Raw genomic sequence first — 20,269 nt, 5'->3', positions numbered from 1 at the left:
GCTTCCATCTGAATCCATGTGCCGGCCCAGGCCGGCGCACCTCAACACCCAAAAAGGAACCGTCATGCAAACCAAACAACGCAGCTTCACCCTCGCCCCGCTGACCCTCGCCCTCACCCTGGCCCTGGCCGCCGCGCTGGGCACTGCCGCCCATGCCGATACAGCCGGCGGCACTGTGAGCGGCGCAGGGAATGTCACAACCCAGGACACGAGCGGCAACCTGGCGTCTGGCGCAGGCGCCCTTGCCTCAATCCAGACCAACAACACCGCCATCGGCCAGCAGTCCCAGGCAAACCAAGGTGCCGCGACAGCCGTCGGTGCGGGCAGCCTGGCAAACCAGAGCAGCACCGCGTTTGGCGCTGCGGCCACCGGCCAGGGCATCGGGTCGGTGGCGGTCGGCGCCGGGGCGCAAGGGCTCCAGGGATCGTCAGTCGCGGTCGGCCAAAACGCGACGGCGAGTGTCGGCGGCGTCGCCATTGGTGCGGGCGCCAGCGTGCCCATCGCGCCAGGCGGCGCGGGCACTGCTGGTGTGGCGCTTGGCTATCAAGCCACGAGCACAGGAATTGACAGCGTTTCGCTCGGCGCTGGCAGCAATGATTCTGGCCTCACTGGTGTTGTCAGTGTCGGCACCACATCGCAGCAGCGCCGCATCATCAACCTGGCCCCAGGTCAGGCGGCCACCGATGCGGTCAACCTCGGCCAGCTCGACGCCGCAGCCCTGGCTGGCTACAACTACACCAACACCCAGACCGCCGGCGCGGTCACCACGGCCAACAGCTACACCAACCAGCAAATCACGACGCTGCAAAACCTCATCAACCAGGCCACGGCATCGGGCCTGTGCAAGTACAGCGGGCAGGGCGGCATCGTCTGCGGCGCGAACACCGCCGCGGCCGCCGGCGCCGTCGCGCAAGGCAATGACGCGTCGGCAGGCTATGCGGGCAGCCTTGCCATCGGCCAGGGCGCAACCATCACGGCCCCGACCAACCCCGCCGACACCAATACCACGGGCGCCATCGCCATCGGCCAGGGCGCGCAGGCCAATGCCGACCCCGCAACGGCCCTTGGCTTCCAGGCCGACGCCGCAGGGGCCAACTCGGTTGCACTCGGCTACCAAGCCCAGGCGCTGGGCACCAACTCCGTCGCGCTTGGTGCAGGCAGTGTCGCCAACCGCGCCAACTCGGTGAGCGTGGGCAGCGCTGGACAGCAACGCCAAATCACCAACGTGGCGCCCGGCACGCAAGCGACCGATGCGGTGAACCTGGGCCAGTTGCAGCAAGCCACGGCGGGCCTGCTGGGCCAAGCCGACACCTACGCCGCCCAAGGCATCGCCATGACCGCAGCGCTGGACATCAGCCCGATCTACGGCCCGGATGGCTACAGCCTGTCGGCTGGCCTTGGCAGCTACGGCGGGCAGAACGCCGTGGGCATCGCGTTCAGCCGCCGCACTGCTTACCACCAGTACCCCGTCTCCTGGACCGTGGGCATCGGCTTCAACGGCGGCAGCGGTGCGGCAGTGGGCAAGGTCGGGGCGAGCATCGGCTGGTGAGCCTAGACCATGCCCCGGCTGCGCCGGGGCATGCCTTCAGCGGGCTCGGGGCGGCGCGCATGAGGTCGGTGCGGCGAAGGTGCTGCGGGCCGCTGTGGTGCCTGCTGTGGGCCTTGCTGCTGCGGTCGGAGGTCTCCATCGCAACCAGGGTGATGCCTGCGGCCCGCGCTGCTGCGGCTGCGCCCCGAGCCCCTGCGGGTCTCAGCCCTGCGGGGCCGCATCGCTATCACAACCCACAACTGCCCAGCCAGTGCCACGGCAAGCCGTGGCAGGGATACGGCGCGATGAAGCCGCGCCGCCAGGCCGCTGCATCAGCCTGCTGGGCGGGCCGGATTGTTGGGTTCGCGTGCCCATGGGGGTGACTGCCATGCATGGAGGGCGCGACTTTCTGCGCCTTTCGGGGATGGCGTCAGTCACGCCAGCCCGCGAGCGGGCGCTGCGCGGCCTGGCGGCCTGTCATGCCTTCCGCAACCCCTCATGCCGCTTCGCGGCACCGGCTTGAAAGGTCGACCAATGAGCCCTCCATACCTGGCAGAAACCACCCCCACACAAGGAGCACCGCCATGAACCCAGCGATCCTCAACACCCCCGCCCAGCAAGCCGATTCCACGGCCACTCACGACCGAGCCTCCACCCAGGCAGGTGGCAAGGCCAAACCAACCCCAAACCTGCCGTCCTTCGTCATCAATTCAGTCCTTGAATTCATGCAAAAGCAGGCCGCAGCCAAGGGCGTGACCGTGACCAAGACCGAGATTCTGTTCACCATCACCCAAGACCCAAAGGGCAACGCAGCCAAGCGTTTTGAGCAGCTTTGCGACCTCGGCTTCAAGACCGTCTTGAACTGATTTCAACCACCACCCGGAGCAAACCATGAGCACCGAAACCACGCACGCCACCAGCCCCGCCGCCCTGGCCGACCTGTTCGGCAAGCCGATCTACTCCTACACCCGCGCCCAGGCCATCGAGGACGGCATGCTGATCGATGTCAGCACCACCGCGCGCGAGGCTGGCATCGTGTGGCCTGTGGCCCTCACCAGCGCCACATGGAGCGACGCCTGCGCCTGGACGGATGCCGACGACAAGCGCAAGGGTGGCGGGGCGTGCTGGCAGTCCGAATCCGGCAGGCTTTGGGATGTCGTGTGGATGGCATCGCGCGCGATCCGCGCAGGACTGCGTCACGGGCACGATGGCCGCGACCCGATCTTGTTTCAAGTCCTGCGCATTCCCCGCGAAGGCCGGGGCGTGCGGCCACGCCTGACGACATTGAAGCTGCAGGTCGGCCCTGGCGACGCAGGCGAGCCGGTCATCACGGTGATGCTGCCGGGTGAGGACTGACCCCTAAAAGCCAGGCGATTTCGCCTGGTGCTGAATGCATGTAAGACCGGGCCGCGCGGCACAGCGGCAAACCAACTCAAGGAGTTTTGAAATGATGGCCGCTCAACAACAAGTCAACCTTCCTGAATCCATCTGCCAACTTGGATACGACCCGCGTTGCGTCGGGCGGGCGATTGTGTCTCTCGACCCGAGCGACCCGGAAACGGAAAAGCTTGCGTACTTCTCATCATTTGAGGGCGTCGAAATCAGTGATGATTTCGATCCGGAAAGCATTGATGAGATGCAAGACGAGTACGACAAGATTGCGGAGGCCGCAGGCATCCCCGGCTGGGCGATTGCGGCCGCAAAAGAGCATCTGCACGGCGAACTGGTGATCTGCTCGGCGGCAATGCCTGAAATCGAGGACGCCGATTTCTACGAAGCCAAGAAGCTGCGGGTGTTGGAAGTCTGATTGAAGGACGAGAAGGCCGGGCGTTGCATCGAACCCCGGCGATGCCCGGCCGCCGTGCCGGGCACCACGACCACCAGGAGCAAGCCATGACCTACAAAACCATCACCCCCGCCCAATTTCTCGCCGAGGCCCGCGCGTGGGACATCAAGCGCCGCGCCATGCGCCGGGCCGCGTTTTTCGCCTCGATCTTCAACACGTTCATGGCCGCGTTCGCCCTGGCATTCATCGCCCTGACCTGCACGACCATCGCCGCCCCATTTGTGCTCGCCGCTGCGGCCTTTCTCGGCATCCCGCTGCACTGACCGCGCCGCGTTTCGCATGTCGCTGAATCCATGTGCCAGCACAAGCCGGCGCACCGCAACCATCAGGAGCCTCACCATGCAACACATCAAACCCCTCACCATCACTGCCCTGGCCGCCGCGCTGGCCCTGGGCGGCTGCGCCGGCGTGCCCCCGGGCCTGGGCGGTCAGTACCAGTCCAGCGCCTACAACTACAGCGCCAGCCAGGCCCAGCAGGTCCAGCAGGTCCAGCTCGGCACGGTCCTCTACGTCCAGCAAGTCACGATCCGCGCGGGCCAGGGCGTCACCGGCGCCGGCAGCACCCTCGGCGCGGTCGCTGGCGGGTTCGCGGGCAGCCGGGTAGGGCAAGGCACCGGCTCTGCGGTCGGAGCCGTCATCGGCGCGCTGGGCGGCGCAGCGGCTGGCGACCTGGCGGCAGGCAAGGCCTACCAGCAACCAGGCCTGCAAATCACGGTGCGACTGGATAACGGCCAGACCATCGCCGTCACGCAAGCCGCCGACGTGCCCATCCATGCCGGCCAGCGCGTCGAGCTGCTGGGTTCGCAATACGGCTGGGGCCAGCCCGCCCGTGTCGTGCCCATCGGCTGAGCGTCGCGTTTCGCATGCCGCTGAATCCATGTGCCGGCCCGTGCAGGCACAACCCCAACCCTCAAAGGAGCCTCACCATGCAAACCAAACCCATCCTCACCATCACCGCCCTGGCCGCTGCGCTGGCCCTGGCCGCCGCCCTCGGCGGCTATTACCTGGGCCGCACCAAAGCGCAGGAACAGGTGTCCGACCAGGCGTACAAGCTCGCCACCGAAGCCGATCCGTTTTGGCAATTTGGTGGCCGCCCAGCCCCGACTGATGACGCTCAAACTCTGAAACTCAGGGCCGCCTACGGGGACATTCGCGCGGCGCTCATTCTCTCGGATCGCGACCTGATTCAGGCTGCAAAGGCATCAAAAGCGGGCAGCCATGACCATGAGGCCCAACTTTTGCTTGCGGCTCTTCAAACTCAGGAAGAGGCTTACTCAAACGCCTATCAGGGCATCCTTCGCCTTTCCTTTCAACACCCCAAGCCCTGGCCGGTGTTCTGATCCATCCGCCGCGTGCGGGCTTTTTCTTGGCTGCGCCACGCGAGCCTATGAAAAATTTCATAGGAAATATTTCATAGGAAATATTTCATAGGAAAAATTTCATAGGAAAAATTTAATAGGATTTTCTGAGGGTTAACCCTGAGAAAGTGTCATGATCTGGCCGCAGGCCAGGCAGGGCGAAGCCCGGGGGCGGGTTTCCTGGGCCGCATGGCGGCCCCTGCCGGCCCGGTTTTCCTGGCTTTCCAGCCACCCCAATCAAACCCAGCCCGGACTTGTGCGCAAAAATTCGAGAAGAACAGGAAACGAAATCCCTTGTGGCGAAAAACAACTGGCATGGCGCGATGCTATCCCAACTTCGCCGCCAGCTTCTCGGCCTCGACATGGGTGTACCGCTTGAGCATGGCAAGCGACTTGTGCCCCGTCATGCTGGCGACCTCCATGACGCCCAGGCCCCTCTCGAACAGCCGGGACGTGGCCTCGTGGCGCAGATCATGGAAGCGCAGATCGGCCAGAAAGGATGGATCGGGCTTGGTGTTGGATGCGGCGCAGTCGGCAAGGTAGGCGGCCAGCGCTCGCGCCTTGCAGCGCACCCAGGCCTTCTCAAAGCTGTCTGACGCCGCCCAGCCAAACACCCGGCCATCGATGCGGCGGGGCAGGGCATGCAGACTCTTCAGTGCGACGCTGGCGGCGCTGGAAAGCGCCACCGTGCGGCTCTCACGATTCTTGGTGTCCACCAGGTGCGCAGTGCGCTTGACGAGATCGACGCGCTTCCACTCCAGCCCCAGCAACTCGCCCAGGCGCATGCTGGTCTCGACGGCCAGGATGATGATTTGCGGCAGGCCAGGCGTGCGAGCCTCGCGCATCAGCGCATCGAGTTCACCGGGCCGCAAGCGCCGTTCCCTTGATTTCGGCATCGCGGGCTTGCGCACTTTGGCAACCGGGTTGCCAGACGGCAGGTCGATGCTCAATTCCTTCTCGATGAACGAGAACAGGCCCGACAGCGCATTCAGGTGATGGATGACCGACTGAGACGACAGGCCGCCTTTGAGCAGTTCATCGCGCCAGGCGGCCACATCAACACCGCGGATCGCAGAAAGGAAGAACGACCCGAACCGGGCGCGCGCAGCATGCATGTAGCGCGTCACGTCAGCCCGCGAAGCGAGCAACTGCACAGGGCCGGCAACGTACACCGATGCCACATGCTCCAGCGTCGTGCGCCCAGCGTCGTCACGCAAAGCGCCCACATTGCCGCGCTGTGCCTCGCGTTCAATCTCGCGGGCCCATGCCTCGGCATCGGCCTTGAGGTCAAAGGTTCGGCTGATCGAAGGCATCCCGCGTCGCCTCACTTTCGCCTGCCAGCCATTTTTTCTCTCTACAAATGTTGCCATCGTTGAATCCTGAATTGTCCCTGGATTGTCCCAAATCTCCGGTAAAAGTCTATCAGACCTAGCATTCATGCGGGTTGCAGCGCTTTTGATTTCAGCCTTCTAAGCCGTAGGTCACTGGTTCGAATCCAGTCGGGCAGGCCAGAACATTCGAATCCGCCATGGGCCGCACAGCCCCGCAGGGTCGACCAGCGCCGAGCTTCAACGGATGATGGGTTTTGTGTGCCAGATTTGCTCGGCGTATTCGGCGATGGTGCGGTCGGACGAGAACGGGCCCATGCCGGCCACATTGGTCAGCGCCTTCTTGGCCCACTCGGTGGGCGACAGGTAGAGCGCGTCCACCCGTTCCTGCGTGGCGATGTAGCTGCCATAGTCGGTCAGCAGCATGTAGTGGTCGCCCCAATGAGGGGCAAGAGCACGCCGCTGGCCCGTGGAAATCGCATCGTCGTTGTGCTCTGGGTCATGGTCATATCGGGTTGTCGACACGCGATGCAAAAACGGCTGACCGCGCCCGGCGGGCCTCGATGGGCCCCGGCGTTTGCGCGATGCTCGCGATGGCTGGATCAGTGCAAGGAATATGCGTGATGAATAGGGCGAATAGGGCGCTCCTTGCGGCGCAGCTAGCGATCCGCAGCCATTCAACGATGGATTCGAATCATGAAAGGCAACCCGTTGTTGCCATGATGTGATCAAGGGGCTGCACGTTGCCGAACCTGGGGAAATCCCGATTGCAGGCGGCAATCGCTGGGACATTGTTGCCATCATTGGCCCTTGTTCTTGACGCACACCATGCCCGCATCACCCGATCGCGCCGGTCATCCCGCAAAACCGAGCCAGCCTGCCTGGCTTGGGACCGGTTGAGCCGTGAATAGAACGATCGTTCGATTCACGCAAACGCGGCTCTACAATGCCCGTCGACCCGGCGCGGCAAGCGCCTGTGCACAATCCAGGAGACAGGCATGACATCGCAGCAACTGCTGGAACAGTACGGCCCGCGCGAGGCCATGGATTACGACGTGGTGGTGGTGGGCGGTGGCCCTGCCGGACTGGCGGCCGCCATTCGGCTCAAGCAGCTTGCGGCGGAGAAGCAGCAGGAGATTTCGGTCTGCGTGCTGGAGAAGGGTTCCGAGGCGGGTGCGCACATCCTGTCGGGCGCCATCATGGACCCGGCAGCGCTCACCGAATTGCTGCCCAACTGGAAGGCCGACGGCGCCCCGCTGGACCAGCCGGTGACCGAAGACGCGTTCTGGTTCCTGAGCGAAACCGCAGCCAGGCCGACGCCGGCCCTGGTCCTGCCCGACTGTTTCAAGAACCACGGCAACTACATCGTCAGCCTGGGCAACGTGGTGCGCTGGATGGCGCAGCAGGCCGAGGCGCTGGGGGTGGAAATCTTCGCCGGTTTCCCCGCTGCCGAGGTGCTGTACGACGATGCCGGCGGGGTGCGCGGCGTGGCCACCGGCAACCTAGGCCTGGGCAAGGACGGGCAGCCGACCGACCATTTCCAACTCGGCATGGAGCTGCGCGCCAGGTACACGGTGTTCGCCGAAGGCTCGCGCGGCCAGCTCGGACGCGAACTCATCGCCCGCTACAAGCTCGACGCCGGATGCGACCCGCAGGGTTACGCCATCGGCATCAAGGAGTTGTGGGAAGTCACGCCCGAGCAGGCCAAGCCGGGCCGGGTGCTGCACACCGTCGGCTGGCCGCTGGACAGCAAGACCTATGGCGGCTCGTTCCTCTACCACCTGCCGAATAACCAGGTGGCGGTGGGCCTGGTGGTGGGGCTGGACTACAGCAACCCCTGGCTCAGCCCGTTCGAGGAATTCCAGCGCTTCAAAACCCATCCCGCCATCCGCCCCATTTTCGAAGGCGGCAAGCGCCTGGGCTATGGCGCGCGCGCGCTCACCGCGGGCGGCATTCTGGCCTTGCCCGAGTTCGTGTTCCCGGGCGGCTGCATGGTGGGCTGCGAGGCGGGTTTTCTCAATGCCTCGCGCATCAAGGGCAGCCATGCCGCGATCAAGACCGGCATGCTGGCGGCACAGGCCATTGCCGTGGCCCTGGCCGCCGGGCGCAGCGCCGACACCTTGGACGATTACCCGCGTGCTTTCGAGCAATCCTGGCTGCACGCCGAACTGCAGCGCTCGCGCAATTTCAAGCAATGGTTCAAGAAGGGCCGCATGGTCGGCACGCTGATGACCGGCATCGAGCAATGGCTGCTCAAGGGCCGCATGCCCTGGACCATCCACCGCAAGGCGCCCGATTACGCTGCGCTGCAGCCGGCCGAAGCCATGCCGCGCATCGACTACCCCAAGCCCGACGGCAAGCTCACGTTCGACCGCCTCTCCTCGGTGTTCATCAGCAACACCAACCACGAGGAAAACCAGCCGCCGCACCTCACGTTGAAAGATATCTCGGTGCCGGTGCAGGTGAATCTCGCGCGCTACGCCGGTCCCGAGCAGCGCTATTGCCCGGCGGGCGTGTACGAGTTCATCAAGGGCCCTGACGGACGTGACAAGCTGCAGATCAACGCGCAGAACTGCGTGCACTGCAAGACCTGCGACATCAAGGATCCGACGCAGAACATCGTCTGGGTCGCGCCCGAAGGTGGCGGCGGGCCGAACTACGTGGGCATGTAGTCCCGCAGCCCGATTGCTCCGGCTTGACCTGAAGCAGGCAGGCGCGCTGCTGGCGGCGCGGATCGTCGTGCGCAGACCGTAAGCTGCTGCGTGTTCCGGGGCGGACTTGACGCTGGAGGTGAAGATGGGCATGGAGCGGGAACTCAAATTCAGCATCGACGCGCTGGCAGCGCAGCAGTTGCCGGACCATCCCATCATCGCCCTGCTGGCCGGTCCGCCGCGCACATGGGCGCTCGACAGCCGTTATTTCGATACCGAAGACGGTCTGCTCGCCGGTGCCGGCATGGCCTTGCGGCTGCGCCAGACCGGGCAGGGCCGGGTGCTCACCATCAAGACCTCGGGGGCAGACGCGCTGGGCCACGCGCGCGGCGAATGGGAATGGGCCGCGACCGGATCCGGGCCGGAGTCCGCCGCCGACATGCTCGCGCCAGCCGATGTGCAGCGAGCCTTGCGCGAGACGCCGCTGCGCGATTTGGCGCTGGACCTGGACACGCTGCAAGCGCGGCTGCGCCCGGTGTTCGGTACCCGCTTCGAGCGCATGGCGTGGACCATCGATTGGCAGGGCAGCCACATGGAATTGGCGCTGGACCGAGGCGCCTGCGTCGCCCGCTGCGGTGGCGCCACGACGCAGACACCGATCTCCGAGATCGAGATCGAGTTGATCGACGGCCAATGGAGCCATTGCTGGGACTTGGCCTGGGCGCTGGCGCAAGACCTGCCGCTGCGGCTGAGCGCCACCAACAAGGCGCAGCGCGCCAGTGCGCTGCTTGCGGGAGAACGTCCGCAAGCCCCTGACGAGTCGGCCAACTTGCCGCCCGACACGGCCTTGCCGCAAGCTGCGCAGCTTTGGCTGTCCACCGCCTGCGCCCAGTTGTCGGTGTGGGCCGAACGCATCGGTACGGGCGATGAAGCGCGTGATGTGCACCAGTTCCGCGTCGCCGTGCGCCGCCTGCGCACCGTGCTGCGCTGGTTGCAGCCCTGGGCCAAGCCGCGTGCCGTGCGTTGGCTCGAGGCCGAATGGCGCTGGGCCATGCAGCTTTCCGGCCTGGTGCGCGATGCCGACGTGGGCTTGCAGTTGCTGGACGACTGCGCCGCGCGGCGCCAGTTCGCACCCGAGATTGCGTCGGGCTGGAGCGCAAGCCTGCAGGCCGAGCGTCAGCGCCAGTGGGGCACCCTGCGCGCCTATCTGCGCAGTCCGCGCTTCGGCCGTGTGTTGCTGGGGCTCGGGCGCTGGTCTGAAACCTGGTCTCCTATCGCGTCCACGAAGGCATCCGCCAAGCTGCGCCATCTCACCTTGGGCGACCTGGCCCGGCGTGCCATCCGGCAAGACCACAAGCACTGGCGCAAAGCTTTGGCTGCGTGTCGGCCCACGCTCGAAGCGCTGGCCAGTGGCGACTCGGCACCCCTGGCACAGCCCGAGGCCATGGCCGATCTCCACGCTTTTCGCATCGGCAGCAAGCGTCTGCGCCTCTCGCTCGAACGTCTTGGCCATGCGCTGCCAGAGGCCGAGGCACGGCGCCTGCAAGCCTTGCGAAAAACCACCGAAGCGCTGCAGACCCTGCTTGGCAACTGGCACGACCGCCAGCGACTGCTGGGCCATGCGCAACTGCTGCAAAGGCTGCCGGACGAACTCGCGCAAGCCCTTGCCACGCAAGCGCAGGAAGCGTTGCAGCAGGCCTGGACGCTGGTGCAGCATCACGTTTGCGCATGAGCCTTCGAGTTTGCTGGCGCAGTCGAGGCGAATAGATTGCCGTCCGGGGTGCGCCGGTATGGGCTGGGGCATTAGTTGGCGTAGAGATTGAAAAAGGCGCGCGCCGCGACTGTGCAATAGGGCGTTTCGTCGGTGTGGTACGCCTCGAGACCAACCGTGGCATTCGTTTGATCGACTGCGCTCTGGTAGGCGGTGAATGCTGTCTGCACCTGGGTTGCCACGCTTTGCATGGTGCTGAGTTGGGCCGGGCTCAGGCCGAAGCTCGCAAAGTAAGGCGTCGTCAGACCCGTGGTGTCCAAGTCCAGCGTGGCGAAGCGCAGGGAGGGATCGGTGGTGGTCTTGCTGTCCAGCACAGCAGTCATCGCAGCGGCCCCTTGGTTCCAGAACACTTCGGGATCGTTATGGCCACCACACATCAGCAAGGGCATGCTTGGGGTGTAGTTGCGCAGGTCGTTGGCCTTGAGATCCTGGCGCAGCAGGAATTGCGGGTTTGCGGGCAGGGCTGGCGGCGGCCCGTTGAAGTTCGGTGCCGAGCCATCGGTTGGCGCCGCACCGTCGGGGTTGGTTTCCGCGTCGCGCACATAGGCCGCATGGAATGCGGTGCTGATGAGGTAGTTGGTGGGCGAGAAGCCGAGCGGCCCGAGCGGCGCACCCTCAGGCAAATTGAGGCCGTCCAGGTAGGCGTTCCCGGTAGGTGTCGATTGGAAAATGGCAGCCGTGGGAATTTGGCCGGACGTCACGAGGCTGCTGAAGCCAGCATAGTCCACATTGCCGGGAAATAACGTGCCAGCATTGGGATAGTTCGAACTGAAGACCTGGGAGAGGCTGATGGAGTCGGTTTTCAGGTGAGCATAGGCATTGGCGATCAGCGGCAGGTAGGCCGTGCCGCCGTAGTTCGGGTGGCCGAGGAAGATTTCGTCGCCCATCGCCAGGATGGCATAGGGGCCCGACATGGGCGCTCCGGCCGTGGCTGGTCGGCCCTCGGCGTCGAGTTTGGCCAGGGTGGCCATCGACACATACCCGCCCTGCGAATAACCGGTGACGAAGAGCTGGCCGTTGTCGCTGTCGCCGGTGTTGAGCAGCGTCAGCATCTGGCGGCCAGCAGTCAGTCCGTCGACCATGTCTTGCGACTGTTGCTGGCCATTCAGGTAAGGGGCATAGAGCAAGGTGGACACGTCGTAGCCCGCGTAGTTCGGCGCGATGACGATATAGCCCTGCGCCGCGAAGGTCAGGGCCACGCGGGTAGCGGTGCCGTAAGCCGGGTTATCGGGATCATTCACGGCAGACATGTCCTCGGCGCGGTCGATCGCTGTGCCATGTGCATACAGCACCACGGGGCGTGGGCCCTGGCATTGCGGGGAGCCGCCAGTGGGCAGCATCAAGGCGCCGGAAGCGTTGGTCGGCTCGCCCTGGCCACCAACGGTGGCGTAGGTGAACTTGTTTACCTGCACACCACACACAGGGCTGCCGATCAGGGCCTGCTGGTCCGGCGGGTATTGGCTCAGCCACTGCGTTTGCAATGCAGCCCGGGGCATGCTGGCCGTGGTGTCGATCTGGGTTGAGAGCAGGGTGTTGTTGCTGCCACTTTGTGACTGTGACACAAGGCCTGGGCTACCACCCCCACCTCCACCGCAACTCGAGAGCACGGTCAGGTTCAACATGCAGCAGCTCACACCCATGACCCATGACAAACGTTTCGTCCGCATTGTCTTCCCCATTAGCCTTGGTTTTTCGCCACAGCATGGCATGCCGGCTGCGGCTCGTTTCACGGATTTGCGTTGCCGAAATCTGTTCAGCATAGGTGCCACCCCAAGGCCTTGCAAGACCGGTCTTGCAACCCGATGTGACCACTGTCTTGGAGTAGGCCCTACCTACAATGCCCCAATGTCTGAAACTCCCGCCCCCATTGCGCGCCGCCGCACCTTCGCCATCATTTCCCACCCCGACGCCGGCAAGACCACGCTGACGGAAAAACTGCTGCTGTTCTCCGGCGCGATTCAAATCGCCGGCAGCGTGAAGGCGCGCAAGGCCAGCCGCCACGCCACCTCCGACTGGATGGAGATCGAGAAGCAGCGCGGCATCTCGGTGGCCTCGTCGGTGATGCAGATGGAGTGGCGCGACTGCGTCATCAACCTGCTCGACACCCCCGGTCACCAGGACTTCTCCGAAGACACCTACCGCGTGCTCACCGCGGTGGACGCGGCGCTGATGGTGATCGACGCCGCCAACGGCGTGGAGGCGCAGACCCTGCGCCTGCTGGAGGTCTGCCGCGCCCGCAACACGCCCATCCTCACCTTCGTCAACAAGATGGACCGCGAAGTGCGCAGCCCGCTCGACCTGATGGACGAGATCGAGCGCCACCTCGGCATGGACGCCATTCCCTTCACCTGGCCGGTGGGCATGGGCAAGAATTTCCACGGCGTGCTGGATCTGCGCGCCGAGCGCATGCGTGTGTTCCGTCCCGGCGAAGACCGCGTGGCGCAGGCCGACGACGACTTCATCGACGGCCTCGACAACCCCGAACTCGCCGCCCGCTTCGGCGCCGAGCAGGCCCAGGCGCGGGAAGAGATCGGCCTGCTGTCCGACGCCACGCCCAGCTTCGACATGGCCGCGTTTCGCGCCGGCCGCCAGTCGCCGCTGTTCTTCGGCTCGGCCATCAACAACTTCGGCGTGCGCGAAGTGCTCGACGCCCTGGTCGACCTCGCCCCGCCACCCGGCCCGCGCCCCGCGATGCAGCGCGTGGTGCAGCCGAGCGAGCCCAAGTTCACCGGCCTGGTGTTCAAGGTGCAGGCCAATATGGACCCGGCGCATCGCGACCGCATCGCCTTCGTGCGCGTGTGCTCCGGCCGCTTCGAGCGCGGCATGCGACTGAAAGTGGGCCGTAGCGGCAAGGAGATTCGCCCCAACACCGTGGTGGCCTTCATGTCGCAGCGCCGCGAGTTGCTGGAGGAGGCCTGGGCCGGCGACATCATCGGCATTCCCAATCATGGCACCCTGCGCCTGGGCGACACCCTCACCGAAGGCGAAACCCTGCAGTTCACCGGGCTGCCGTTCTTCGCCCCCGAACTGTTCCAGGCGGTGGAAATTGCCGACCCGCTGCGCAGCAAACAGTTGCGCAGCGGGCTGCAGCAACTGGGCGAGGAGGGCGCCATCCAGGTGTTTCGACCGCACTTCACCGGCCCCTTGCTGCTCGGCGCCATCGGCACCCTGCAGTTCGACGTCGTGCTGCACCGCTTGAGTGGTGAATACAACGTCGCCGCCCGCCTCGGCGCCACGCCCTACCGCGTCGCCCGCTGGATCCACAGCGACGACGAGCGCGATCTCAAACGCTTCATCGACGAAAACGCCCACCGCATCGCTTATGACGTGGTGGACGCCCCCACCATTTTGCTCACCCACGCGGCCGAGTTGCGCGTGCTGCAAGAGCGCTGGCCCAGCATTGCTTTCCACGCCCTGCGTGAGCATGCCGGGCGGGTGTTCCAGACCGATATGGCGGCTTGAGTACGGTTGTCGCCAAACCCTGGCGCCACCAGGGTTTGGCCCGCGATGGCCTGGGGTTGATCGGCAGGCGTTTTGACAGCATCATCCTCGGCGTTTAGGCTGAAACGATGCTCGATGCCGTGTTGCCCGACATTTCTCCTCACTCGATCGCCGAGGCTGCCCCGCTTCGGGCGGGCGACATGGCTTCGCGCCTGCTCGCCACCCGCGCCCTGACGCTGGACCTGTGCGCCAGCCTGGAGCCGGAGGACATGACGCCGCAGAGCATGGCCGACGCCAGCCCGGCCAAGTGGCATCTCGCGCACACCACCTGGTTTTTCGAAACCTTCGCGCTGCAACCGTTCCTGCCCGGCTACCGCGTGTTCCATCCGCGCTATGCCGAGTTGTTCAACTCGTATTACGTCAGCGCCGGGCCGCGTTATGCGCGGCCGCAGCGCGGTTTGCTCACACGGCCCACGGTGGCCGAGGTGCGTCGCTACCGTGCCCATGTGGACCAGCACCTGCGCAAACTGCTGGACTTGCCCCGACATGAAGCCAGCTTGCAGGGCGAACTAGCAGCATCAGGAACTGCTGCTCACCGATCTGCTGCATCTGCTCTCGCACAACCCGCTGAAACCCACCTGGCGTGTGCTGCCTGCGCTGCCGCAGCATGCGGCGCGCGCCATGCGCTTCATCCCAGGCTCGGAAGACGCGCAGGACATCGGCCATGCCGGCGTGGGATTTCACTTCGACAACGAAGCGCCGCGCCATCGCGTCTGGCTGGCGCCGCACGCCCTGGCCGACCGCCTGGTGAGCAATGCCGAGTACGCCGACTTCGTCCGCGACGGCGGCTACGACGAGCCGCTGCTGTGGCTGTCCGACGGCTGGACCGCGGTGCAGCGCGAGGGCTGGCGCGCGCCGCTGTACTGGAGCGAGGATGGCGCCTCCAGCTTCACGCTGGGCGGCGAACAGGCGCTCGAGCCCACCGCGCCCGTCTGCCACATCAGCCACTACGAGGCCGATGCCTTCGCCCGCTGGGCTGGCGCACGCCTGCCGACCGAGGCCGAATGGGAAGCCTTCGCCACCGCGCAGCCGCTGCGGGGCAATGGGCTCGAGGCCGGCTACTGCCGTCCCACCGCCGCCGCGTCCGGCCACACCCAGGTGTTTGGCGATGTCTGGGAATGGACCGGCAGCAGCTATTTGCCCTATCCCGGCTACAAGGCCGCGGCTGGCGCCTTGGGCGAGTACAACGGCAAGTTCATGTCCAGCCAGATGGTGTTGCGCGGTGGTTCCTGCGTCACCCCATCCGGCCATGTGCGGGCCACCTATCGCAACTTTTTCTACCCCCACCAGCGCTGGCAGTTCATGGGCCTGCGCCTGGCGAAAGACCAGCCATGAAACACCCCAGCCCGGTTGAACAAACCCGCTTCGAGCCCGAAGACATGTCGCCTCCGGCCTTGCGCCGCGCCGTGCTCGACGGCCTGCTCGCCAGTCCCAAACACCTGCCCAGCGCCTATTTGTACGACGCTCGCGGCTCGGCGCTGTTCGAGCAGATTTGCACGCTGCCGGAGTATTACCCCACGCGCACCGAACGGGCCATCTTGCAGACGCATGCGGGCGAGATGGCCGCGCGCATCGGCCCGCGTGCCGTGCTGGTGGAGCCTGGCAGCGGTGCGGGAGTGAAGACCGCGTTGCTGCTGGCGCAACTGCAACAGGCCGCCGCCTACGTGCCGGTGGAAATCTCGCCCACCGCGCTGGAGGCCACGGTGCAGGCCATGGTGGCGCGTTTTCCGCAATTGCCCATCCATCCGCAGCAGGCCGATTTCACCCAGGCGTTCACGCTGCCGCCGGCGCTGCGCCATGTCGGCGGGTCTGGAGAGCTTGGCGGGCGCGTGGTGTTTTTCTTTCCCGGCTCGACCATCGGCAATTTCGATCCGCAACAGGCCCAGGCGCTGCTGGCGCGTTGGCGCCTGCTGGGCGGGGCCGATGCCGGTTTGCTCATCGGCATCGATCTGCGCAAGGACGTCGCCGTGCTGCAAGCCGCTTACGACGACGTGCAAGGCGTGACGGCGGCGTTCAACCGCAACCTGCTGGTGCGCATCAACCGCGAGTTCGGTGCCGATTTCGTGCCCGATGCCTTCGACCATCTCGCCCGCTATGACACCGTGCAGGGGCGCATCGAAATGCACCTGCAAAGCCGTGAGGCCCAGGCCGTGCACCTCGCCGGCCATACGCTGCGCTTCGACGCCGGCGAAACCATCCACACCGAAAATTCGTACAAGTACACGCTGGACGGTTTTGCCGCGCTGGCGGGGAAGGCCGGCTGGCAGCTCGATGCGCAGTGGACCGACCCGCTGCAGCGCTTCGGCGTGCTTGCGATGCGCGCGGCGTGACTGCAGCGCAAGCATCCTGAAGCCCCAACAAGCCCCACGCTCCAGTCATGCGCTTCTGGCCCCTCATCCTGCGTGACCTGCGCGCCGCCGAGCTGCGGCTGATGTGGCTGGCGCTGGTGCTGGCCACGGCTGCGCTGTCCACCGTGGGCTTTCTGGCGCAGCGCCTGGACGCTGGCCTGAAGCGCGACGCCGCCCAGCTCATCGGCGGCCAGGCGGTGGTGCAGGGCGACCACCCGCTGCCGCCCATCTTCCTGCAGCAGGCCCGTGGCGACGGCCTGCACACCACGCAAACTGCGGTGTTCGCCAGCATGGCCGTGGGCCCGGGCGCACAGGGACGCACGCATCTGGCGGCGGTGAAGGCGGTGGGCGCTGGCTACCCGCTGCTGGGCAGCATGGAACTGCGCCCACCCGGCGGAGGCGCGGCTTACAAGCTGAGTGCCGCGCCACAGCCCGGCACGGTGTGGGTGGATCCCGGCGTGGCGGCGCAACTGCATGCGCCGGCGCAAGGGCCCATCACCCTGGGCACGCGCAACTTCCGCATCGCCGCCGTCATCACCCGCGAGCCCGATCGCGGCGCCGGCTTCATCAACTTTGCCCCGCGGGTGATGATGAACGCGGCCGATCTGCCGTCCACCGGACTCATCCAGCCCGCCAGCCGCGTCACTTACCGCCTGGCCACCGCAGGCGCGCCGGCGGCTGCCGCTCGCTTTGCCGCCTGGGCCAAGGCGCATATCGAGGCCCAAAGCCTGCGCGGCCTGCAGGTGCTGACCGTGGCCGACGGCGGACCGGAGCTTGGCCAGAATCTGCAGCGCGGCTCGGGCTTTTTGCAACTGGTGTCCATGCTCACGGCGCTGATCGCGGCGGTGGCCGTGGCCATTGCTGCACGCGACTTTTCACGCCGCCGGCTCGACACCACCGCGCTGCTCAAGGCGCTGGGTCTGTCGCAAGGCACGGTGCTGCGGCTGATCACGGTGGAGCTGCTGTTGCTCGGTCTGCTGGCCGGTGGCATCGGCATCCTGCTCGGCCTGTTCGGGCAGGCCGCCTTGCTGCATCTTCTGGCCGGCGTGGTGAATGTGCGCGGCCTGCCCACGCCCGGCTGGCAGCCCGCGGCCATCGCCCTGCTGGCGGCGCTGGCGCTGCTGCTGGCCTTCGCCCTGCCGCCCGTGCTGCAACTGGCGCGGGTGCCGCCACTGCGCGTGCTGCGCCGCGAGCCCCGGGCATTCAGCCTCGCGCCCTGGCTGCTGGGCGCGGTGGGTGTGGGGCTGTTCGTGACCGTGCTGTTGCTGCTGGCGCAAGACCGCAAGCTGGCGCTCATCGCCCTGGGCGGTTTCGTCGCCGCCGCCGTGGGCTTCGCCGTGCTGGCTTTCGCGCTGGTGTGGGGCTTGCGACGCGTAGGCAGCCAGCGCCGTGGCGTGCTGGCACTGGCTGCGCGGCAACTGGGCGCGCGCAGCACGCAGGCTGTGGCGCAGATCAGTGCCCTGGGGCTGTCGATGCTGGCGTTGATGCTGGTGGCGATGCTGCGCACCGGGTTGCTGGCCGGCTGGCAGGCCACCCTGCCGCCGGATGCGCCCAACCGCTTCGTCATCAACATCCAGCCGCAGCAGGCGCGGGCGTTTCAGGCCGAGCTGAAAGCCGCCGGCATCCAGCGCTACGACTGGTATTCCATGGTGCGCGGGCGGCTGGTGGCGGTGAACGGCAAGCCGGTGTTCGGGCGCGACTACAAGGACGAGCGCGCCCGTGCGCTCATCGACCGCGAGTTCAACCTCTCCACCACGCCCACCTTGCCGGCGCATAACCGCATCACCGCCGGCAACTGGCAAGCCACCGCGGGGCCGGGGGCACGGGGGCTGTCGGTCGATACCGGCATCGCCACCACCCTGGGCCTGAAGATGGGCGACAAGCTCAGCTTCGACATTGCCGGCAGCACCGTCACCGCGCCCATCACCAGCCTGCGCAAAATCGACTGGGGCTCGATGCGCGTCAACTTCTTCGTGCTCATGCCGCGTGCCATGCTGGCGCAGCAGCCGGCCACCTTCATCACCGCGTTCTTCGAGCCGCCCCTCGTGCGCGCTGGCGCCGACAACCTCGACGACCGTCTGGCCCATGCTTTTCCCGACATCACCCTGATCGACCTCAGTTACCTGCTGACCCAGGTGCGCCACATGCTGGAGCAGGTCAGCACCGCGGTGCAGTTTCTGTTCGGCTTCGCCCTGGCCGCGGGGCTGGCGGTGCTGGTGGCCAGCCTGCTCATCAGCCGGCAGGAACGCGAGCATGAAACCGCCATGTGGCGCGTGCTCGGAGCCTCTGGCAGCCTGCTGCAGCGGGTGATGGCGGCCGAGTTGCTGCTGACCGGGGCGCTGGCCGGATTGCTCGGCACGGTTGCTGCCGCCACCGTGGCCTGGGTCCTGGCGCGGCGCGTGTTCGACTTCGCCTGGACGCCGTCGCCGGCCTGGTTCGCGGTGGGCACGGCCATCGGCGCGGTGCTGGCCCTGGCCGTGGGCTGGCTGGCGCTGCGCCGCGTGCTGCGGGCGCCGCCGCTGCGCACCTTGCAAGCGCTGGCTTGAGTCGGGGTCGGCCGCTTGCACGACAGCCCATTGGACCTTGCGGTTTGCCCGGCGATCCGCGTTCTCGCCTGGCACCTTGACGTGGCACAAAGCCGCCCCGGCCGTGACGACGACAATAGCGGCATGCGGACTCCTCTCGACCACGCCCCATGAGTGCTCAATCTGCATCGGCGCCCAAGCCCTACGACCTGCTCGGCGGCGAGCGCGGCGTGCGCGCCCTGGTCGACCGCTTCTACGACCTGATGGACCTGGAGCCGGCCTACGCCGAACTGCGCGCCATGCATCCCACGCAGTCCGAAGACACGCGCGACAAGCTGTTCTGGTTCCTCAGCGGCTGGTTCGGCGGCCCGGGCCTGTACGAGCAGCGCTTCGGCCATCCGCGCCTGCGCATGCGCCACTTTCCTTACGCCATTGGCACCCGCGAGCGCGACCAATGGCTGGCCTGCATGCACCAAGCCATGATGGAGGAAAACGTCCCCGAGGCTTTGCAACTGCGCCTGCAGGCCGCGTTCGCCGGCACGGCCGACTGGATGCGCAACCAGCTGGAGGACAGCGCCGCGCCACCGCAGCCGCCGCTGGTGTCGCGCTGAACTGCGTGGCCGTCGCAGAACCGGGCGCAGCCAGCCCGCTTTGGGCCGACGCCACGTCATTCTGAAACGCGACTAGCGTTTTCGAGTCCCAAGCCCCGGCGCCGCGCGCAGCAGCACCACCAGGGCGCCGGCGCCACCATCTGTGGGTTTGGCCTGGCAGAACGCGAGCACCTCGTTTTTCTGCACCAGCCAGGCGCGCGCCTTGTGTTTCAGCACCGGCTCGCGCCCCGGTGAACTCAAGCCCTTGCCGTGGATGACGCGCACGCAGCGGCGCCCCGCCGCCTGGGCCTCGCGGATGAAGGCCGAGAGACTTTCGCGCGCCTCGTCGCTGCGCATGCCGTGCAGGTCGAGTTCGTCCTGAATCACCCAATGCCCCCGGCGCAGCTTGCGCACCACGTCGGGGCCGATGCCTGGGCGGCGAAAGGAGAGCGTTGCGTCGGTTTCCAGCAAGCTGTCCACGTCCACCGCGTCCGACAACGATTGCGCCAGCGCGGCTTGCTCGTCGCGCAGGTGCTGCCGCGGAATGGCGGGTGGCGCCGGAGTGCCGAGGTCGATGCGGTCGCTCGGTGCCAGGGGCCTGGCATCGGCCACGGCCTGGCGAAAGAGGGTGCGTTCGTCACGGTCGGGGCGCGCCACGGGCTCCTGTGATGGCGGCTCCTGCCTGGCCTTGTTCGCGTGCCGCAACGCAGGTGGGCGTTGCGGCGGGGTTGCCGCTGGCGTCACAGCGCGCGGCGTTCCCTGGGCTTGTCGTTGCACGGCGGCGCGCAGCTTGCGCAAATCACGGATGCCGGCCATGGTCGTG

Annotated in this window: 17 protein-coding genes and 2 pseudogenes; 15 read left to right on the top strand and 4 right to left on the bottom strand. The window is 66.5% G+C overall.

The annotated features are described in order from the left end of the window. Window positions 1–64: 64 nt before the first annotated feature. From THIX_RS17785 to THIX_RS17755, 7 genes are all read left to right on the top strand, one after another. On the top strand, window positions 65–1,549 hold the full coding sequence (locus tag THIX_RS17785; RefSeq protein WP_158540940.1) for a hypothetical protein: 1,485 nt from the start codon (window positions 65–67) through the stop codon (window positions 1,547–1,549). A gap of 563 nt (window positions 1,550–2,112) precedes the next feature. Next, window positions 2,113–2,394 (top strand): hypothetical protein, encoded by a 282-nt coding sequence (locus THIX_RS17780; protein WP_112487249.1) that lies wholly within the window; start codon window positions 2,113–2,115, stop codon window positions 2,392–2,394. Between the two features lie 25 nt (window positions 2,395–2,419). Beyond that, entirely contained in the window at window positions 2,420–2,884 is a 465-nt protein-coding gene (locus THIX_RS17775; RefSeq protein WP_112486780.1) for a DUF6573 family protein, read from the top strand. Between the two features lie 91 nt (window positions 2,885–2,975). Continuing rightward, window positions 2,976–3,335: a hypothetical protein gene (locus THIX_RS17770; protein WP_146748610.1), complete on the top strand. Its 360-nt coding sequence runs from the start codon at window positions 2,976–2,978 to the stop codon at window positions 3,333–3,335. A gap of 86 nt (window positions 3,336–3,421) precedes the next feature. Further along, on the top strand, window positions 3,422–3,637 hold the full coding sequence (locus tag THIX_RS17765; protein WP_146748609.1) for a hypothetical protein: 216 nt from the start codon (window positions 3,422–3,424) through the stop codon (window positions 3,635–3,637). Between the two features lie 76 nt (window positions 3,638–3,713). After that, entirely contained in the window at window positions 3,714–4,223 is a 510-nt protein-coding gene (locus THIX_RS17760) for a glycine zipper 2TM domain-containing protein (protein WP_146748608.1), read from the top strand. 77 nt (window positions 4,224–4,300) lie between these two features. Further along, on the top strand, window positions 4,301–4,714 hold the full coding sequence (locus THIX_RS17755) for a hypothetical protein (protein ID WP_112487245.1): 414 nt from the start codon (window positions 4,301–4,303) through the stop codon (window positions 4,712–4,714). Between the two features lie 344 nt (window positions 4,715–5,058). Here THIX_RS17755 and THIX_RS17750 read toward each other — a convergent pair whose 3' ends face one another. Next, entirely contained in the window at window positions 5,059–6,045 is a 987-nt protein-coding gene (locus tag THIX_RS17750) for a site-specific integrase (RefSeq protein WP_233224617.1), read from the bottom strand. Window positions 6,046–6,300: 255 nt separating this feature from the next. Beyond that, window positions 6,301–6,504 (bottom strand): annotated as a pseudogene (locus tag THIX_RS17745) (glycogen/starch/alpha-glucan phosphorylase); the annotation flags it as partial. A gap of 554 nt (window positions 6,505–7,058) precedes the next feature. Between THIX_RS17745 and THIX_RS17740 the strand changes: the two are divergent. Together THIX_RS17740 and THIX_RS17735 are read left to right on the top strand one after the other, a co-directional pair. Beyond that, a complete protein-coding gene (locus tag THIX_RS17740) occupies window positions 7,059–8,732 on the top strand; it encodes an electron transfer flavoprotein-ubiquinone oxidoreductase (protein ID WP_112487243.1) in 1,674 nt (557 codons plus the stop codon). 130 nt (window positions 8,733–8,862) lie between these two features. Next, on the top strand, window positions 8,863–10,443 hold the full coding sequence (locus THIX_RS17735; protein ID WP_158540939.1) for a CYTH and CHAD domain-containing protein: 1,581 nt from the start codon (window positions 8,863–8,865) through the stop codon (window positions 10,441–10,443). A gap of 71 nt (window positions 10,444–10,514) precedes the next feature. Here the strand turns inward: THIX_RS17735 and THIX_RS17730 are convergent, their stop codons facing one another. Then, on the bottom strand, window positions 10,515–12,044 hold the full coding sequence (locus THIX_RS17730; RefSeq protein WP_112487241.1) for a S9 family peptidase: 1,530 nt from the start codon (window positions 12,042–12,044) through the stop codon (window positions 10,515–10,517). A 283-nt stretch (window positions 12,045–12,327) separates the two neighbouring features. Between THIX_RS17730 and THIX_RS17725 the strand changes: the two genes are divergently transcribed. The 6 genes and pseudogenes from THIX_RS17725 (at window position 12,328) to THIX_RS17705 (ending at window position 19,467) form a co-directional block, all read left to right on the top strand. Further along, entirely contained in the window at window positions 12,328–13,944 is a 1,617-nt protein-coding gene (locus THIX_RS17725) for a peptide chain release factor 3 (protein ID WP_112487240.1), read from the top strand. 107 nt (window positions 13,945–14,051) lie between these two features. Further along, window positions 14,052–14,399 (top strand): annotated as a pseudogene (locus tag THIX_RS24975) (ergothioneine biosynthesis protein EgtB); the annotation flags it as partial. Between the two features lie 109 nt (window positions 14,400–14,508). Further along, complete coding sequence (gene egtB / locus THIX_RS24365) at window positions 14,509–15,318, top strand: ergothioneine biosynthesis protein EgtB (RefSeq protein WP_371413015.1); 810 nt, start codon at window positions 14,509–14,511, stop codon at window positions 15,316–15,318. Continuing rightward, entirely contained in the window at window positions 15,315–16,313 is a 999-nt protein-coding gene (gene egtD / locus THIX_RS17715; RefSeq protein ID WP_233224767.1) for an L-histidine N(alpha)-methyltransferase, read from the top strand. Before egtB ends, egtD begins: the two co-directional genes overlap by 4 nt. A gap of 47 nt (window positions 16,314–16,360) precedes the next feature. Continuing rightward, entirely contained in the window at window positions 16,361–18,877 is a 2,517-nt protein-coding gene (locus tag THIX_RS17710) for an ABC transporter permease (RefSeq protein WP_112487239.1), read from the top strand. A 149-nt stretch (window positions 18,878–19,026) separates the two neighbouring features. Then, window positions 19,027–19,467: a group II truncated hemoglobin gene (locus THIX_RS17705; RefSeq protein WP_112487238.1), complete on the top strand. Its 441-nt coding sequence runs from the start codon at window positions 19,027–19,029 to the stop codon at window positions 19,465–19,467. A 72-nt stretch (window positions 19,468–19,539) separates the two neighbouring features. Here THIX_RS17705 and THIX_RS17700 read toward each other — a convergent pair whose 3' ends face one another. Then, complete coding sequence (locus THIX_RS17700; RefSeq protein ID WP_112487237.1) at window positions 19,540–20,262, bottom strand: Smr/MutS family protein; 723 nt, start codon at window positions 20,260–20,262, stop codon at window positions 19,540–19,542. Window positions 20,263–20,269 lie beyond the last annotated feature (7 nt).

Source organism: Thiomonas sp. X19, from assembly GCF_900089495.1.
In the GTDB taxonomy this organism is placed as follows: domain Bacteria; phylum Pseudomonadota; class Gammaproteobacteria; order Burkholderiales; family Burkholderiaceae_C; genus Thiomonas_A.
Note: the sequence above shows the minus strand (reverse complement) of the source record. Positions and strands in the feature narration are given on the sequence as shown.

Coding starts and splice junctions, on each gene's coding strand:
- THIX_RS17725 (WP_112487240.1), top strand. CDS start 12,328: ATGTCTGAAACTCCCGCCCCCATTGCGCGCCGCCGCACCTTCGCCATC.
- THIX_RS17740 (WP_112487243.1), top strand. CDS start 7,059: ATGACATCGCAGCAACTGCTGGAACAGTACGGCCCGCGCGAGGCCATG.
- THIX_RS17705 (WP_112487238.1), top strand. CDS start 19,027: ATGAGTGCTCAATCTGCATCGGCGCCCAAGCCCTACGACCTGCTCGGC.
- THIX_RS17710 (WP_112487239.1), top strand. CDS start 16,361: ATGCGCTTCTGGCCCCTCATCCTGCGTGACCTGCGCGCCGCCGAGCTG.
- THIX_RS17765 (WP_146748609.1), top strand. CDS start 3,422: ATGACCTACAAAACCATCACCCCCGCCCAATTTCTCGCCGAGGCCCGC.
- THIX_RS17770 (WP_146748610.1), top strand. CDS start 2,976: ATGATGGCCGCTCAACAACAAGTCAACCTTCCTGAATCCATCTGCCAA.
- THIX_RS17750 (WP_233224617.1), bottom strand. CDS start 6,045: ATGCCTTCGATCAGCCGAACCTTTGACCTCAAGGCCGATGCCGAGGCA.
- THIX_RS17700 (WP_112487237.1), bottom strand. CDS start 20,262: ATGGCCGGCATCCGTGATTTGCGCAAGCTGCGCGCCGCCGTGCAACGA.
- THIX_RS17785 (WP_158540940.1), top strand. CDS start 65: ATGCAAACCAAACAACGCAGCTTCACCCTCGCCCCGCTGACCCTCGCC.
- THIX_RS17760 (WP_146748608.1), top strand. CDS start 3,714: ATGCAACACATCAAACCCCTCACCATCACTGCCCTGGCCGCCGCGCTG.
- egtD (WP_233224767.1), top strand. CDS start 15,315: ATGAAACACCCCAGCCCGGTTGAACAAACCCGCTTCGAGCCCGAAGAC.
- THIX_RS17755 (WP_112487245.1), top strand. CDS start 4,301: ATGCAAACCAAACCCATCCTCACCATCACCGCCCTGGCCGCTGCGCTG.
- THIX_RS17775 (WP_112486780.1), top strand. CDS start 2,420: ATGAGCACCGAAACCACGCACGCCACCAGCCCCGCCGCCCTGGCCGAC.
- THIX_RS17735 (WP_158540939.1), top strand. CDS start 8,863: ATGGAGCGGGAACTCAAATTCAGCATCGACGCGCTGGCAGCGCAGCAG.
- THIX_RS17780 (WP_112487249.1), top strand. CDS start 2,113: ATGAACCCAGCGATCCTCAACACCCCCGCCCAGCAAGCCGATTCCACG.